At 47.0% G+C, this 15,285-nt stretch carries 14 protein-coding genes; 1 reads left to right on the top strand and 13 read right to left on the bottom strand.

Translation table 11 applies throughout. The features are described from left to right. From ilvC to ilvD, 4 genes are all read right to left on the bottom strand, one after another. The coding region (gene ilvC / locus AC9UH7_RS00940) for a ketol-acid reductoisomerase (RefSeq protein ID WP_509593849.1) at positions 1-644 on the bottom strand (644 nt) is incomplete at its 3' end. A 33-nt stretch (positions 645-677) separates the two neighbouring features. Beyond that, positions 678-1,232 carry an acetolactate synthase small subunit gene (gene ilvN, locus AC9UH7_RS00935; protein ID WP_509593846.1) on the bottom strand — a complete coding sequence of 185 codons (555 nt, stop codon included), beginning with the start codon at positions 1,230-1,232 and terminating at the stop codon, positions 678-680. Then, positions 1,232-2,971, bottom strand: coding sequence for an acetolactate synthase large subunit (locus tag AC9UH7_RS00930; protein ID WP_509593844.1), 1,740 nt, complete (start codon positions 2,969-2,971; stop codon positions 1,232-1,234). The genes ilvN and AC9UH7_RS00930 overlap by 1 nt, the downstream gene beginning before the upstream one ends. 210 nt (positions 2,972-3,181) lie before the next feature. Further along, positions 3,182-4,855, bottom strand: coding sequence for a dihydroxy-acid dehydratase (ilvD, locus tag AC9UH7_RS00925; protein ID WP_509593842.1), 1,674 nt, complete (start codon positions 4,853-4,855; stop codon positions 3,182-3,184). A gap of 57 nt (positions 4,856-4,912) precedes the next feature. On the opposite strand from ilvD, the gene AC9UH7_RS00920 reads away from it, so the two are divergent. After that, positions 4,913-6,376, top strand: a complete 1,464-nt coding sequence (locus tag AC9UH7_RS00920; RefSeq protein ID WP_509593839.1) for an MFS transporter — start codon at positions 4,913-4,915, stop codon at positions 6,374-6,376. Here the strand turns inward: AC9UH7_RS00920 and gatB are convergent, their stop codons facing one another. From gatB to holA, 9 genes are all read right to left on the bottom strand, one after another. After that, the gene (gatB, locus tag AC9UH7_RS00915; protein ID WP_509593836.1) at positions 6,377-7,882 is read right to left on the bottom strand and encodes an Asp-tRNA(Asn)/Glu-tRNA(Gln) amidotransferase subunit GatB; all 1,506 of its coding nucleotides are present in this window, start codon (positions 7,880-7,882) and stop codon (positions 6,377-6,379) included. Further along, entirely contained in the window at positions 7,879-9,375 is a 1,497-nt protein-coding gene (gene gatA / locus AC9UH7_RS00910) for an Asp-tRNA(Asn)/Glu-tRNA(Gln) amidotransferase subunit GatA (RefSeq protein WP_509593834.1), read from the bottom strand. The genes gatB and gatA overlap by 4 nt, the downstream gene beginning before the upstream one ends. After that, positions 9,372-9,668 (bottom strand): Asp-tRNA(Asn)/Glu-tRNA(Gln) amidotransferase subunit GatC, encoded by a 297-nt coding sequence (gene gatC, locus AC9UH7_RS00905; protein WP_509593831.1) that lies wholly within the window; start codon positions 9,666-9,668, stop codon positions 9,372-9,374. Before gatC ends, gatA begins: the two co-directional genes overlap by 4 nt. Positions 9,669-9,694: 26 nt before the next feature. Beyond that, positions 9,695-10,963: a glutamate-5-semialdehyde dehydrogenase gene (locus tag AC9UH7_RS00900; RefSeq protein ID WP_509593829.1), complete on the bottom strand. Its 1,269-nt coding sequence runs from the start codon at positions 10,961-10,963 to the stop codon at positions 9,695-9,697. After that, positions 10,964-12,079 (bottom strand): glutamate 5-kinase, encoded by a 1,116-nt coding sequence (proB, locus tag AC9UH7_RS00895; protein ID WP_509593826.1) that lies wholly within the window; start codon positions 12,077-12,079, stop codon positions 10,964-10,966. It abuts the gene before it with no gap. Then, positions 12,076-13,581, bottom strand: a complete 1,506-nt coding sequence (gene obgE, locus AC9UH7_RS00890) for a GTPase ObgE (RefSeq protein WP_509593824.1) — start codon at positions 13,579-13,581, stop codon at positions 12,076-12,078. Before obgE ends, proB begins: the two co-directional genes overlap by 4 nt. Positions 13,582-13,670: 89 nt before the next feature. Next, positions 13,671-13,925 carry a 50S ribosomal protein L27 gene (rpmA, locus tag AC9UH7_RS00885; RefSeq protein WP_445821026.1) on the bottom strand — a complete coding sequence of 85 codons (255 nt, stop codon included), beginning with the start codon at positions 13,923-13,925 and terminating at the stop codon, positions 13,671-13,673. A 14-nt stretch (positions 13,926-13,939) separates the two neighbouring features. Next, the gene (gene rplU, locus AC9UH7_RS00880; RefSeq protein WP_509568031.1) at positions 13,940-14,254 is read right to left on the bottom strand and encodes a 50S ribosomal protein L21; all 315 of its coding nucleotides are present in this window, start codon (positions 14,252-14,254) and stop codon (positions 13,940-13,942) included. 78 nt (positions 14,255-14,332) lie between these two features. Further along, positions 14,333-15,283, bottom strand: a complete 951-nt coding sequence (holA, locus tag AC9UH7_RS00875; RefSeq protein ID WP_509593821.1) for a DNA polymerase III subunit delta — start codon at positions 15,281-15,283, stop codon at positions 14,333-14,335. Between the last annotated feature and the right edge of the window lie 2 nt (positions 15,284-15,285).

The raw sequence follows: 15,285 nt of genomic DNA, 5'->3' as shown, positions 1-15,285 counted from the left end.
AAAGTTTCGAATCCGTACATAACCAGCTGTGATGCACCGCCGCAAAGTACTGATTGCTCACCAAATAGATCTGTTTCGGTCTCTTCCGTAAATGTTGTAAGAATTCCGCCTGCGCGAAGTCCGCCAATTGCCTTTGCATATGAAAGTGTCAATGGCCATGCACTTCCTGTTGAATCTTGCTCTACTGCAACAATTACCGGCACGCCGCGTCCTGCTGCATACTCCCGGCGGACTAAGTGTCCTGGGCCCTTTGGCGCAACCATGCACACATCAACTGATGCAGATGGCTTGATATAACCAAAACGAATATTAAATCCATGTCCGAAGAACAAAGCGTCGCCATCTTTAAGATTTGGCAAAATTGAATCTGTGTAGATGTGGCGTTGCAAGTGATCTGGAGCCAAAATCATGATGACTGTAGATTCCTTAACAGCTTCAGCAACACTGACTACGCGAAGGCCTTCAGCCTCTGCCTTTGCTCGTGATGGTGAACCATCCTTTAGTCCAACACGAACATCTACGCCACTATCGCGCAGGTTAAGTGCGTGTGCATGTCCTTGTGATCCGTAACCGATGATCGCGACTTTGCGACCCTGGATGATTGAAAGATCAGCATCCTCTTCGTGATACATCGTTGCTGCCACGGTATTTCTCCATTCGCCTTTGTGTTGGTCTTCTTAGTTTTGGTAATCAGCCTGGCCGCTATCAGCGGTAGGAATACTTTGAGTGCTAAGGGTACGGTCTGCCAGCGAGCCGCTGCCACGTTCAATGGCGACAAGGCCAGATTGAGCCAGTTCACGGATGCCAAAACGCTCTAAAGCGTTAAGCAGGTCACTAATTTTTGCCCCATCGCCAGTTGCTTCGATAGTTAAGGACTCTGCATCCTCATCGACAATGCTCGCTCCATAGGTCTCAAGCACTGCGTCCACATCAAACTTATTCTTTGAAGTAGCAGAAATCTTCACAAGTAGAAGTTCGGCTTGAACAGAATCTTCTAGCTTTAGCTCTGCAATATGGATGACATTGACCAATTTATCTAGCTGGCGGATTACCTGCTCCAGTGAGTGACTTTCAACATTGATGACAATAGTCATTCTAGAAATATCAGGATTTTCAGTTGGGCCTACCGCCAAGGAATCAATGTTGTAAGCACGTCGTGAGAAAAGTCCTGCAACGCGCGCAAGTACACCTGGTGAGTTCTCCACCAGAACAGAAAGTGTATGAGTACTCATTAGAGCTCCTGTGAATCCCAGTCAGGCGCCAGTTCGCGCGCGATCTTAATATCATCATTTGAAGTTCCAGCTGCAACCATTGGCCACACCATTGCATCGCGGAATACTCTGAAATCAACCACAACTGGTTGATCATTAATTGAGTTAGCAAGTTTAATAACTGCATCCACATCTTCTGGGCGATCACAGGTTAAACCAACACAACCCATCGCATCTGCTAATTTCACAAAATCAGGAATGCGTTTTGATTCAAGGTTGGTATTTGAATATCGACCTTCATAGAACAATGTCTGCCATTGGCGAACCATTCCAAGAGATTCATTGTTAATAATTGCAACCTTGATTGGAATGTTGTTCAGTGCGCATGTAACAAGTTCTTGGTTTGTCATTTGGAAACATCCGTCACCATCAATTGCCCACACTGTTGTGTCCGGTGCGCCAACTTTTGCACCCATAGCAGCAGGGACTGCATAACCCATTGTTCCGAGACCACCAGAGTTCAGCCAGGTTCGTGGATTTTCATACTTCACAAATTGTGCCGCCCACATTTGGTGCTGACCAACACCTGCAACATAGATTGCCTCTGGTCCGGTGATCGCACTAATCCGTTCAATGACATATTGCGGGGACAAGGATCCATCTTTAGGCATGTCATATCCCAATGGATATGTAGCGCGAAGTTTGTTCATCGCAGCAAGCCATGGGGCAAGATCAGCACGACCCTTGGCAAACTCTGCCTTTAGGGCCGGAATTAGTGCAGAAATAGTGTGCTTAAGATCGCCAACAACTGGAACATCTGCGAAACGATTCTTGCCGATTTCTGCAGGATCAATATCTGCGTGAATTACTTTTGCATTAACAGCAAAGGTTGAAAGCTTTCCGGTAACACGATCATCAAAACGTGCGCCTAAAGTAATCAGTAAATCTGCCTTCTGCAGGGCTGTGACAGCACCAACAGTTCCGTGCATGCCTGGCATACCAAAATGCTGAGGGTGGCTGTCTGGAAATGATCCAAGTGCCATCAATGTTGTAACAACAGGTGCTCCGAGCAGCTCAGCCAACTGCATTAACTCTTTTGATGCATTGGCTTTGATAACTCCGCCACCGACATAGAAAACTGGTTTTGATGATTGCGCAATCAACGCTGCTGCATCTTTGATTGCCTGACTTTCAGGTTCAATTTGAGGATGGTAGCCAGGTAGAGATAAATCCTTTGGCCATACAAAATCGGTTTCTTTTTGCAAAGCATCTTTTGCGATGTCAACAAGTACTGGACCAGGACGACCAGATGAAGCAATATAAAATGCCTCGGCAATCGCACGTGGAATTTCATCTGGATCGGTGATCAAATAATTGTGCTTGGTAAATGGCATTGTGATGCCACGGATGTCTGCCTCTTGAAATGCATCTGTTCCAATAGCAGCCGAAGGAACTTGACCCGTGATCGCAACCATCGGCACAGAGTCCATAGCTGCATCGGCAAGGGGTGTCACAAGATTTGTTGCTCCTGGCCCAGAAGTTGCAATACAAACTCCAACTCGACCTGTTACTTGGGCATAACCAGTTGCAGCATGACCAGCACCTTGTTCATGTCGAACAAGGATGTGGCGGATGCTGCTATCAAAGATCGGATCGTAGGCAGGAAGAATTGCACCACCTGGAATTCCAAACATCACATCGACGCCGGCATACTCCAAAGATTGCACGAGTGATTTAGCTCCACTCATCTTCTTGCTCATATCCATCTCCTTTCATTCTGGTCTTTCGTGTTGAACAACTTGTTTGGGTGTGAAATGAAAAAACCCTCAGATAACTGAGGGCGGCGCATGATCAAATACAGATCACGCGCCTTTAAATCACCACCACAAATGTTGTGCTCATAGGCCTATTCTCCAATGAAGCAGGCTCAGCGTCAAGGGATGAGATGCAGATCTCATATTTTGAGAGATCTACTGACAGATCGCACCTTTGGATGCAGATTGAACCAACTTTGAATACTTGGCCAATACGCCTTGAGTGTACTTATGGGTCAATGGCGTCCATCCAACTTTACGGGCCTCTAGTTCTGCTGGATCTACGAGTAAATCTAATGTGCGATTAGTGATGTCGATTCGCACTAAATCGCCATCTTTAATATATGCAATCGGTCCCCCATCAACGGCTTCTGGTGCAACATGGCCAACACACAATCCAGTCGATCCCCCAGAGAAGCGCCCATCGGTTAATAACAATGTTGATTTACCCAATCCAGCGCCTTTGATTGCACCGGTAATCATGAGCATCTCGCGCATGCCTGGTCCACCCTTTGGACCTTCATAACGGATTACAACTACATCGCCAGCTTTTATAGATCCATTTTCAAGTGCATCCATCGCAGCTTGTTCGCGTTCAAACACACGCGCCGGTCCCTCAAAACTTTCAATTCCAATTCCAGCTGTTTTGCAGACTGCACCTTCAGTTGCAAGTGATCCACCGAGAATCGTAATTCCAATATCTGTCGAAATCGGCGTCGAAACAGCTTTCAAAATTTGCCCATCAGGATCCGGAGGATTTATCTCCTTTAGGTTTTCGGCCATGGTCTTACCGGTAACTGTCAGAACATCTCCGTGCAATAAGCCAGCATCCAATAGACCTTTTAGGACAACTGGGATCCCACCAACCTTGTCAACATCGCTCATGACAAACTGACCAAATGGCTTGAGATCTCCCAATAAAGGAACCTTTGAACCTATGCGGTGGAAGTCATCCAGAGATAGATCCACGTGCGCTTCATGAGCAATTGCTAGTAAGTGCAGCACAGCGTTGGTTGATCCACCAAGTGCCATCAAAATCGTTATTGCATTTTCAAATGCAGGCTTAGTCAAAATGTCCCGTGTCGTAATTCCTTGGCGAATAAGTTCGACAACTGCTGCCCCGGATGCGATTGCATAAGTATCACGGCGGCGATCAACAGCAGGAGGTGCTGCAGATCCCGGCAAAGAAAGTCCTATTGCTTCACCAATACTTGCCATTGTGTTTGCGGTATACATTCCCCCGCAAGCACCTTCTCCTGGGCAGATTGCACGTTCAATTTGATCCACGCGCTCTTTTGTAATGAGTCCACGAGCACAAGCCCCAACAGCTTCAAAGGCATCAATGATTGTTACATCTTTGCCATCAACCTGACCTGGCAAAGTTGAACCTGCATAGACAAACACACTTGCAACATCGATTCGTGCCGCAGCCATCATCATGCCGGGCAGTGACTTGTCACACCCTGCAAAAGTAACCATTCCATCTAGTCGTTCTGCTTGCATTACACATTCAACAGAATCAGCAATTACTTCACGTGAGACTAATGAAAAATGCATACCTTCATGTCCCATTGAAATTCCATCGGAAACAGAAATTGTTCCAAATTGCATGGGGAATCCGCCTGCATCAATTACGCCTTGCTTAGACGCCTTAGCTAAACGGTCTAGGGAAAGATTGCATGGGGTGATTTCATTCCATGAGGAAGCAATGCCGATTTGTGGCTTTACCCAATCTTCATCACCCATGCCAACTGCGCGCAACATTCCACGTGCTGGAGCTCGCTCCAGACCATCAGTAACAACACCGGAACGCGGCTTCATGTTAGGCATGAGATAATTCTACCCTCTTGATAACTCATTTATCATTCAAATAATTGGAGCAATACCGTGTCACAATCCACGCCAGCAGAAACCCTAGATCCAACAAGATGGCGTACCTTACTCGTTGTCGCAATCGCTCAATTGATGATCGTCCTCGACAGCTCCATCATGAACATAGCAATTCCTAGCGCAAAGTTAGAGCTTGGAATCTCAGATGCTAATCAGCAATGGGTAATCACCGCATACACATTAGCTTTTGGATCATTACTGCTTCTCGGCGGACGTATCGGCGATTACATGGGGCGCAAAAAGATCTTTCTAATCGGTCTTGCTGGATTTGCAGCAGCTTCTGCTCTTGGTGGAATTGCATCAACGCAGGGAATGCTTTTTGCATCTCGCGCACTACAGGGAGTTTTTGGTGCACTTCTGGCACCTGCAGCCCTTGCAATTATTTCTGTAACTTTTACTGTTCCTAAAGAGCGCGCAAAAGCATTTGGTGTAATTGGCGCAATCTCAGGTGGTGGCGCAGCAATTGGGTTGATTTTGGGTGGGGCTTTAACAGAGTTCTTCTCATGGCGCTGGTGCCTTGGTGTAAACACACCTATTGCAATCTTTGCCGCGATCTTAGCGACCAAGTTTGTTAAGGAATCTAAAGCTGAAGGTGACAACACCTACGATATTCCAGGCGTTATAACTGCAACTGCTGGTCTGTTCTCACTCACATACGGATTCAATGAAGCGGCTCTCAAGGGTTGGTCTGATCCACTGACAATTACCTTCCTGGTAGCAGCGGTTGTACTTCTTCTCATCTTCGTCTTGATTGAAATGCGAGTGAAGAATCCCTTGATGCCACTTCGTGTTGTAACAGAGCGCAACCGTGGAGGCTCATACCTTGGTTCACTGGTTGTTGGTGCCGGATTGTTCTCCATGTTCCTGTTCTTGGGACTATACCTTCAAGTAATTCTTGGCTACAGCCCACTGAAGTCTGGATTTGCATTCTTGCCATTTACTGCAGGCATCATCGTCTTTGCAGGAATTGCATCAACATTGCTTCCAAAAGTTGGACCACGACCTTTGATGGTTACAGGATTAGTTTCTGCAAGTCTTGGTATGTTGTTTATGACAAGAATTACTCCTGAAACCTCATATGTGACACATGTTTTACCTTCATTGCTAGTTATGTCTAGCGGAATGGCACTTGTTTTTATCCCCCTTACTTCAACTTCACTTCATGGGGTCTCAAACCACGACACTGGCGTTGCAAGTGCGATGGTGAATACAAGTCAGCAGATCGGTGGCTCACTTGGCACTGCTCTGCTAAACACTATTGCCGCTTCAGCAACAGTTAGTTTTGCTGCAGCTAATGCTCAATTAGGCGACAAGGTGATGCCATTTGCTATGACTCATGGCTTTACAGTTGCCTTTAAGTTCAGTGCAGCGCTGCTCTTTATTGGAGCTATCGTGCTCTTCTTCTTTATCAATATTGGTAAAGAGTCACTTGTTGAAACAGAAGGCGCTGGCCTTCACTAATTAATTAGCTTGACCTAGGTGGCCAAGTAGAAGCTCTCGAACGCGAGCAGCATCTGCTTGGCCCTTTGTCTCTTTCATGACAGCACCAATCAACGCTCCTGCTGCAGGCAAATGTCCGTTACGGACTTTCTCTGCAGTCTCTGCTTGCTCACCGCAAACCTTTTCAATCGCTGCCATTAAAGCGCCATCGTCATTTACAACTTTTATTCCGCGCTTTGCAACTACCTCTGAGGGTTTACCTTCTCCAGCAATAACACCTTCAACAACTTGACGAGCAAGCTTGTCTGTTAGTTCACCTGCATTAACAAGTGCCACGATCTCAGCAACATCTGCAGGAGTAATTGCAAGATCTGGTAATGCAACATCTTTATCGTTTGCAATTCGTGAAATCTCGCCAAGCCACCATGTGCGAGACTTTGTAGGATCCGCACCAAGTAACACAGTTGCTTCAACAATATCTAGTACATCCGCATTGATCATGGCTGCCATTTCCTTGTCAGGAACAGCCCATGCCTCTTGTAGTCGCTTGCGACGAATTGATGGTCGCTCAGGCAGTGCTGCGCGCAAAGATTCAATCCATGCGGCGTCCGGTGCGACAGGAACAAGATCTGGCTCAGGGAAGTAACGGTAATCCTCAGCTTGCTCTTTTGAGCGACCAGAACGAGTCAGGCCTGTGTCTTCTTGGAAGTGACGAGTCTCTTGGACTACTCGTCCGCCAGCATTTAGTAACTCAGCATGACGAATCATTTCGCCACGAATAGCACGCTCGACTGAGCGAAGTGAGTTCACATTCTTTGTTTCACTTCGGGTGCCGAGTTTTTCTGCCCCAATTAATCGCAAGGAAACATTTGCATCACAACGAAGAGAACCCTGCTCCATCTTCACATCACTAACACCCAATGAGCGCAAGATGTCTCGAAGCTCTGCCACATATGCCTTTGCTACCTCTGGTGCGTATTTTCCTGTGCCAGGAACAATCTTTGTCACAATTTCAACTAAAGGAATGCCTGCGCGGTTGTAATCAAGAAGTGAGTATTCAGCGCCATGGATACGGCCAGTTGCTCCGCCAACGTGTAATGACTTACCGGTGTCCTCTTCCATGTGCACACGCTCTACTTCAACACGGAACTTCTTTGGACCTTCATCAGTTTCGATCTCAACATCAACATAGCCATCTACGCAGATCGGCTCGTCGTATTGCGAAATCTGGAAGTTCTTTGGCATATCTGGATAGAAGTAGTTCTTACGTGCAAAACGAGAAAATGGGGCAATAGAACAGTTAAGGGCGAGTCCAATTTTGATTGTTGATTCGATCGCCTTTTCGTTAACTACCGGCAACGCACCTGGCAAAGCTAGGCAAACAGGACAGGTCTGAGTATTCGGTTCTGCACCAAATATCGTGCTGCAACCACAAAACATCTTTGAATTAGTATTTAACTCAACGTGAACTTCAAGGCCAAGAACGGGTTCGTACTTAGCAACTACATCATCATATGAAAGAGTCATCGTGCACCTCCCATAATCGGTGCCTTATCCAGCAACGGTGCGCCCCACTTAGACAGAAGCGCGGCTTCAAGAGCGGCACCAACCAAATACATGCGCTCATCTTTCATTACCGGTGACATGATCTGGAATCCAACAGGCAAGCCATCTTCATCTGCCAAACCTGATGGCAATGACATGCCACCAATACCAGCCATGTTTACGGGAATTGTTGCAATGTCATTTAAATACATCGCCAAAGGATCGTTGGCCTTTTCACCAATTTTAAAGGCTGTTGTTGGACATGTTGGCGAAACTAAAACATCTGCCTTTTCAAAAGCCTTTGTAAAGTCCTGAGTAATTAGTGTGCGCACTTTTTGCGCGCTTCCGTAATAAGCATCGTAATAACCAGATGACAACGCATATGTGCCCAAAATAATGCGGCGCTTTACCTCTTTGCCAAAGCCAACCTCACGGGTCAAATTCATTACTGATTCGGCAGATGCGCCATCGACATCACCCACCCGAAGTCCATAACGCATGGCATCAAAGCGAGCTAAGTTTGAGGAACATTCAGATGGTGCAATTAAATAATATGCAGCCAGTGCGTATTCAAAGTTTGGCGCTGATACTTCAACGATCTCTGCACCTGCTTTAGCCAACAACTCAAGTGATTCTTCAAAGCGTGCGCGCACTCCTGGTTGATATCCATCACCATTGAGTTCTTTAACAACACCGATCTTCATTCCCTTAACATCACCAGATTTTGCAGCGGCAACGACCTGAGGAACCGGCGCGTTAATGCTTGTTGCATCCTTTGGATCATGTCCAGCGATTGCCTCATGCAACAACGCAGTATCTAACACCGTGCGCGCACAAGGACCTGCTTGATCAAGTGATGAAGAAAAAGCAACTAAACCAAAACGAGAAACTCCGCCATAGGTAGGTTTGACGCCAACGGTTCCAGTGACAGCTGCAGGTTGGCGAATAGAACCACCAGTATCCGTTCCGATTGCAAGCGGTGCTTCAAAGGCAGCGAGTGCAGCAGATGATCCGCCACCTGAACCACCAGGAATGCGAGTTAAATCCCATGGATTATGTGTTGGACCATATGCGGAGTTTTCTGTCGATGAACCCATTGCAAATTCATCCATGTTTGTCTTACCTAAAATAACAATGTCATTCTTCTTTAGGTTTGCCACAACTGTTGAGTCATACGGCGGACGCCACCCCTCGAGAATCTTTGATCCACAAGTAGTAGGGATTCCCTTTTGAGCCATTACATCTTTAAGTGCAAGCGGAACACCGGCAAGAGGTGACAACTTTTCACCTTTAGCGCGCTTTGCATCAACGGCTGCGGCTTGAGCAAGTGCGCCCTCTGTATCAATATGCAGGAAGGCATGAACATCTGAATCAACGGCCGCAATTCGATCTAGGTGCGCCTGTGTTAATGCGACTGAAGTGACTTCTCCAGCAGCAAGTTTTGCCGCCATCTCGGATGCGTTATCGCGAATCATTCTTCACCCAAAATCTGTGGCACACGAAAACGTTGCTCCTCTTGAGCTGGTGCACCAGATAGTGCTTCTTCTGGAGTAAGACTTGGAACAACCACATCTGGACGGAAGATATTGCGAAGCGGCAATGGGTGTGAGGTTGGTTCGACATCTGCACCGGCAACTTCTTGAACCCGGGCAACTGCATCCAAAATTACCGTGAACTCGTTAGCCAAATTCACTAACTCTTCATCGCTCATCTCGATGCGGGCTAGGCCTGCAAGTTTTGCGACATCATCGCGTGAAAGGCTGCTCATGGCCCTTAGTCTAATTAAATAACTCGCTAACTGCGAATTTGCCCATTTCCAGTAACTATCCAAGTGGTGGTGGTCATCGCTTCGAGTCCCATAGGGCCGCGGGCATGCAATTTTTGATTTGAGATACCGATTTCAGCCCCAAATCCCATCTGCTCGCCGTCAGTAAATCTGGTCGATGTATTGACCATGACCGCGGCGCAATCAGCCAAAGCGATAAATCTCTTCACGTTATCTTTGTTTTCGGAAATTATCGCTTCTGTGTGTTGAGTTCCAAACTTTGCAATATGAGCACTTGCTGCATCAACAGATTCAACAATAGCAACGTTGATCTCTAAAGTTCCGTACTCAGTACAAAAGTTTTCATCAGTGGCCAACGTTGCTGGAATTCCAATACTTTGTGCAATGGCAAGGGTTGCAGAGTCACAGTGCAGAATAACGCCTGCTTCATGCAAAGCCTTAAGTGCAACGGGTGCAAATTCATTAGCTATCGCAGAATGTAGAAGCAAAGTTTCTGCAGCGTTACAGACACTTGGTCGCTGCACCTTTGAATTGATAATGATTGGTAATGCCTTTGAAAGATCGGCAAACTCATCAATATAGACATGGCACACACCAGCGCCAGTTTCGATGGTTGGAACTGTTGATTCATCAACGACCATACGGATTAATGCAGCGCTTCCACGAGGAATCACTAGATCAACTTTGCCACGAGCATTCAAGAGTGCTTTTACTGTTTCACGATCATCAGATGGCACCAATTGGATTACATCTGGAGAAATCGATGTCGTTGCTAAAGCATCACGCATGACTTGCACCAAAATCTGATTACTGTGTGCGGCACTTGATGACCCGCGAAGTAGCGCAGCATTTCCTGACATCAACAAAATCACGGCAGCATCCACAGTCACATTTGGGCGTGCTTCATAGACCATGCCGATAACGCCAAATGGAACTGAGATTTGCTCTAACTCGATGCCGTTAGGCAAAGTTGATTTACGTAAAGTCATGCCTAACGGATCAGGTAACTGACTCACTTGGCGCGCTCCACCTGCGATACCGGTGATGCGCTCAGGAGTTAACAACAATCTGTCCAGCAATGATGAATTCAGTCCTGCTAAACGGGCAGCTTCCATATCCTTTTCATTGGCTGCAAGGATTTCAGTACTTCGAGCCTGAATGGCATTGGCGATAGCAACAAGTGCTTCTCTGCGTTCGGCACCTGTTGTAACACTCAAGGTGCGGCCAGCAACGCGAGCAGAATCAGCCAAAGTGTTGATCAAAGTTTGCGCGCTCATTTAAATCAACACCAGATCATCACGATGGACTAATTCCCGTTCAAACTCTGCTCCCAATGATGCAGCAAGCTCTTTCGTCGAACGGCCCAACATCTGTGGCAAATCTTCTGAATCAAAGGCAACTAATCCGCGCGCAATTACTTTTCGATCTGGCCCAACTAATTCAACCGCATCTCCTGCAATAAACTCACCTTCAACAGCCGTAACCCCTGCTGGTAGCAGTGAAACTCCACGTTCCAAAATTGCTGTTACCGCTCCTGCATCAAGAATTAATTTTCCGTTAGGAGTTGTCGCGTGAGCAAGCCAGAGCAAGCGAGAAGTTGTTTTACTGGCTTGTGCATGAAAGTGAGTTCCTAGTTCTTCCCCGCCTAATGATTTTTTTGCATCAGCTAAAGATGTCAGTAACATAGGAATGCCTGCAGAGGTTGCAATTCTTGCCGCCTCTACCTTCGTCACCATTCCCCCGCTTCCAACACCCGAGTTACCTGCACCACCCAATGTTGTTGTTTCAATATCTGCGATTACAGATACTTCTCTGATTCGTTGCGCACCTGGTTGTGATGGTGGAGCGTCATAAAGTGCATCTATATCTGAAACAAGCACCAATAGGTCTGCGCCAACAAGTAACGCGACGAGGGCGGCAAGTCGATCATTATCACCGAAGCGGATTTCACCAGTACCAACTGAGTCATTTTCATTAATGATTGGAACAACACCTAGTTGAAGCAGACGAAATAGAGTGCGTTGTGCATTTTGATAATGAGAGCGGCGAACAACATCTTGCGTAGTCAACAACACTTGTGAAGCGGTTATCAGATGGCGAGCAAAACTTTGGGTGTATTGAGCTACTAACAAACCTTGGCCAACTGATGCAGCAGCCTGTTGTGTTGCAAGATCCTTTGGACGAGTGGTTAAGCCAAGTGGTGCTAGGCCTGCAGCAATTGCGCCTGAGGAAACAACTACTACTTCTGCCCCACGTGCTCTGCACGCAGCAACAGCATCTACAAGTTTATTAACTGCATCTGCATCGAGTGCCGATCCTGCCTTACCGGTGAGAGAGGAAGACCCAATCTTGATGACGATGCGCTGTGCAGAGGTAATCTGCTCTCGGCTCACTTGTCATCCCCGTCCTCTGGTTCTTTCACGATGGGTGCTGAAAGTTTAGGTGTGTGTGGGTCAACTACGTTGTATTCCCATTGCTTGGCGATTTCATCTTCACTTAAAACATCTTCGATGCGCTCAGGCATGTTCCAGGTCGATTCAAGACGTGAGTCTTCACCACGACGATGTAAATGCCCAGCAAGTTGCTCAGCACCAGCCTCAATGGTTGGCTCCCAGTCAAAGATAACTTCAGTGTCTCCATCACCGATACGAACTTCACTGCCGGCAACAGCACCTTTCTTATACAACTCTTTTTCAACTCCCAGTTGTGCAAGTCGATCTGCTAAGTAACCAATAGCTTCAGCGTTTTTAAAGTTGGTCTGTCTCACCCAACGTTCTACTTTCTTTCCACGAATCGTGAATGTTCCATCAGCATTAGCATTAACTAAGAATCCAGAATCATCGACAGCAACTGGGCGCAAGATAATGCGAGTGCGCTCTTCAACACCCGCTTCAATACGGTTTTTGTGCACTAGGCGTCCCATGGCATAGATCAGATCTTGCAATCCGGCACGAGATGCAGCAGAGACTGGATAAACGTCATATCCTTTATCGCGCAATTCTTGTTCGACCATATCTGACATTGCCTGACCATCAGGTAAATCGATTTTGTTCAGCGCAACTATGCGAACACGATCTTCGAGTCCACCGTATAGGGCTAATTCGTTTTCAATCGCTTCAAGATCTGCGACAGGGTTGCGATCTGTTTCTAAAGTTCCACAATCTAGAACATGGACCAATGCAACACAGCGTTCAACGTGACGGAGGAACTCAAGGCCTAAGCCCTTACCTTGTGATGCTCCTGGAATAAGTCCCGGTACATCTGCAACTGTGAATCGTGTTTCTCCTGCTTGAACAACACCAAGGTTTGGAACCAAAGTTGTAAATGGATAATCTGCAATCTTTGGACGAGCTGCAGAAACAGCTGCAATCAGTGATGACTTACCTGCACTTGGAAATCCAACTAATGCGATATCTGCAACGCTTTTTAACTCAAGAATTAAAGTGCGCTCTTCCCCTGGTTCGCCAAGTAATGCAAAACCTGGTGCACGACGCTTAGATGAAGAAAGCGCCATATTCCCGAGGCCACCGAACCCGCCTTGCGCAGCTATAAATGTTGTTCCGGTGCCAATTAAATCTGCAATCTGCACACCATTACTATCGTAAATAACAGTTCCATTTGGAACTCCGAGGATTAAATCTTCACCTTGGTGTCCATCTTTGCGATCGCCATAACCCTGATGACCTGAAGTTGCTCTGCGATGTGGTGAATGGTGGAAATCGAGCAAGGTTGTAACACTTGGATCAACAATAAGAATTACATCTCCGCCGCGCCCACCATTGCCGCCATCTGGTCCGCCAAGTGGCTTGAACTTTTCACGCTTTACAGAAACACAACCATCGCCACCTTTACCTGCAATGGCATAGAGAGTTACGCGATCAACAAATGTTGTCATTGCTTAACCCCCTTCATCTGTAAAAACCTGATTGAATGAAAAAAGCGAGCCGCATGATTACGGCTCGCTCTTTTACAAGAAACCTAAAATTAAGCTACCGGAGCCACATTCACAACGCGACGACCGCGAGCGCGACCGAATTCAACAACGCCCGCAGCTAGTGCAAACAAAGTGTCATCCTTACCGCGACCAACGTTCTTGCCTGGGTGAAAATGTGTTCCGCGCTGGCGAACTAGAATTTCGCCTGCATTAACTTCTTGTCCGCCGAAACGCTTGATGCCAAGGTACTGTGGATTGGAATCGCGACCGTTTCGTGTCGAGGAGACACCCTTCTTACTTGCCATTTACTTCGTCTCCCTTACTTCGCGCCGTTGATGGCGGTAATTTTTACACGAGTCAGTTGCGCACGGAATCCCTGGCGACGACGGTGACCTGTCTTGTTCTTGTAACGCAAAATATCAATCTTTGGTCCCTTGAGCTCTTCAATAACTTCGCCAGTGACCTTAACGCCAGACAAAACCTTGGGGTCTGTTGTAACAGCAGCACCATCTACTACGAGCACGGCAGGAAATGAAACAGTTGAGCCAGCAGCAGCGTCGATACGATCAACGATTACTGTGTCGCCAACTGCGACCTTCTCCTGGCGTCCGCCAGCTTTAACGATTGCGTACACGTGTTACTCCAGTTCAGTTTCTAAGCCTTGACCTGAATGAGGTCCGTGGGCAGAGGGTAAGCGTACGCAAGCGTGTGCTTAGCGGTCAAATTGCGAAGAGACGATCCTGGTCACAGCCTTTTCTAGGGCGTAAATAGGGTCGCTGGCCGCACCCTTTACTTCAGCATCTGCCTGGGCAATTGCCCCCACCGCATCGGCAATTTGAGCTGGGCTCCAGCGGTTTAACTGCCTCCTGGCCTTATCGATCTGCCATGGAGCCATGCCTAGTTGCCCCGCAAGTTCAAATGATTTCTGATTGCGGTTGGCACCAGAAACCTTTGCCAATGAACGAAGTGACGAGGCGATCGCGCTAGTAATCATCACGGGATCTGTCCCTGTTTCTAGCGCACTGCGCAAGCACACAAGTGCGGCAGATAGATTTCCGTCAAGGGTTGCGTCGGCAACATCAAAACCAGTCGTTTCAACTCGACCTTGGTGATACTTATCAACCATGAGTTCATCGATCAAACCAGCTGGAGCATCAGCAGCAATCTGTCCTACCGCTCCTTGAAGTTCCCGAAGATCATTGCCTAGCGCTCCAACTAATGCAGCAATCGCACCAGGTGATGCCTTTCTTCCCAAGTCTAAAAAGAGCGACTTAACAAAATCTTCTTTCTCTGCTTCCTTCTTAAGCGGTTCACATGCAATTAATTCAGGTTTTGCTTTTTTGATTGCATCTAAAAGTGCCTTGCCCTTTACGCCACCTTTGTGAACAAAGATCACCGTCGTAGTTGGATCTGGCTGTTGGATATAGCGAGTGATTTCATCGCGATTATCTTCCGGTAAATCTTGCAAGTCACGGATGATTAAGGCTCGACGTTCAGAAAACAATGATGGCGCTAGTGCATCTGCAATATCACCAACAATTGTGTCGGCAGCAAACAATGTTGTTACTTCAGCTTTTTCTTCTTTTAGTTGGAGGTTTAATTTCGATAAGGCGCGATCAGCTAAGGCAGATTCAGAGCCAAGGATCAAATACAACTCATTCATTG

Source organism: Candidatus Planktophila sp. (assembly GCF_044348745.1).
Classification (GTDB): Bacteria; Actinomycetota; Actinomycetes; order Nanopelagicales; family Nanopelagicaceae; genus Planktophila.
The sequence above is the reverse complement of the archived record's forward strand: the minus strand, read 5'-3'. Positions and strand labels throughout refer to the sequence as shown.

Coding starts and splice junctions, on each gene's coding strand:
- ilvN (WP_509593846.1), bottom strand. CDS start 1,232: ATGAGTACTCATACACTTTCTGTTCTGGTGGAGAACTCACCAGGTGTA.
- AC9UH7_RS00930 (WP_509593844.1), bottom strand. CDS start 2,971: ATGAGCAAGAAGATGAGTGGAGCTAAATCACTCGTGCAATCTTTGGAG.
- ilvD (WP_509593842.1), bottom strand. CDS start 4,855: ATGCCTAACATGAAGCCGCGTTCCGGTGTTGTTACTGATGGTCTGGAG.
- gatB (WP_509593836.1), bottom strand. CDS start 7,882: ATGACTCTTTCATATGATGATGTAGTTGCTAAGTACGAACCCGTTCTT.
- gatA (WP_509593834.1), bottom strand. CDS start 9,375: ATGATTCGCGATAACGCATCCGAGATGGCGGCAAAACTTGCTGCTGGA.
- gatC (WP_509593831.1), bottom strand. CDS start 9,668: ATGAGCAGCCTTTCACGCGATGATGTCGCAAAACTTGCAGGCCTAGCC.
- AC9UH7_RS00900 (WP_509593829.1), bottom strand. CDS start 10,963: ATGAGCGCGCAAACTTTGATCAACACTTTGGCTGATTCTGCTCGCGTT.
- obgE (WP_509593824.1), bottom strand. CDS start 13,581: ATGACAACATTTGTTGATCGCGTAACTCTCTATGCCATTGCAGGTAAA.
- rpmA (WP_445821026.1), bottom strand. CDS start 13,925: ATGGCAAGTAAGAAGGGTGTCTCCTCGACACGAAACGGTCGCGATTCC.
- holA (WP_509593821.1), bottom strand. CDS start 15,283: ATGAATGAGTTGTATTTGATCCTTGGCTCTGAATCTGCCTTAGCTGAT.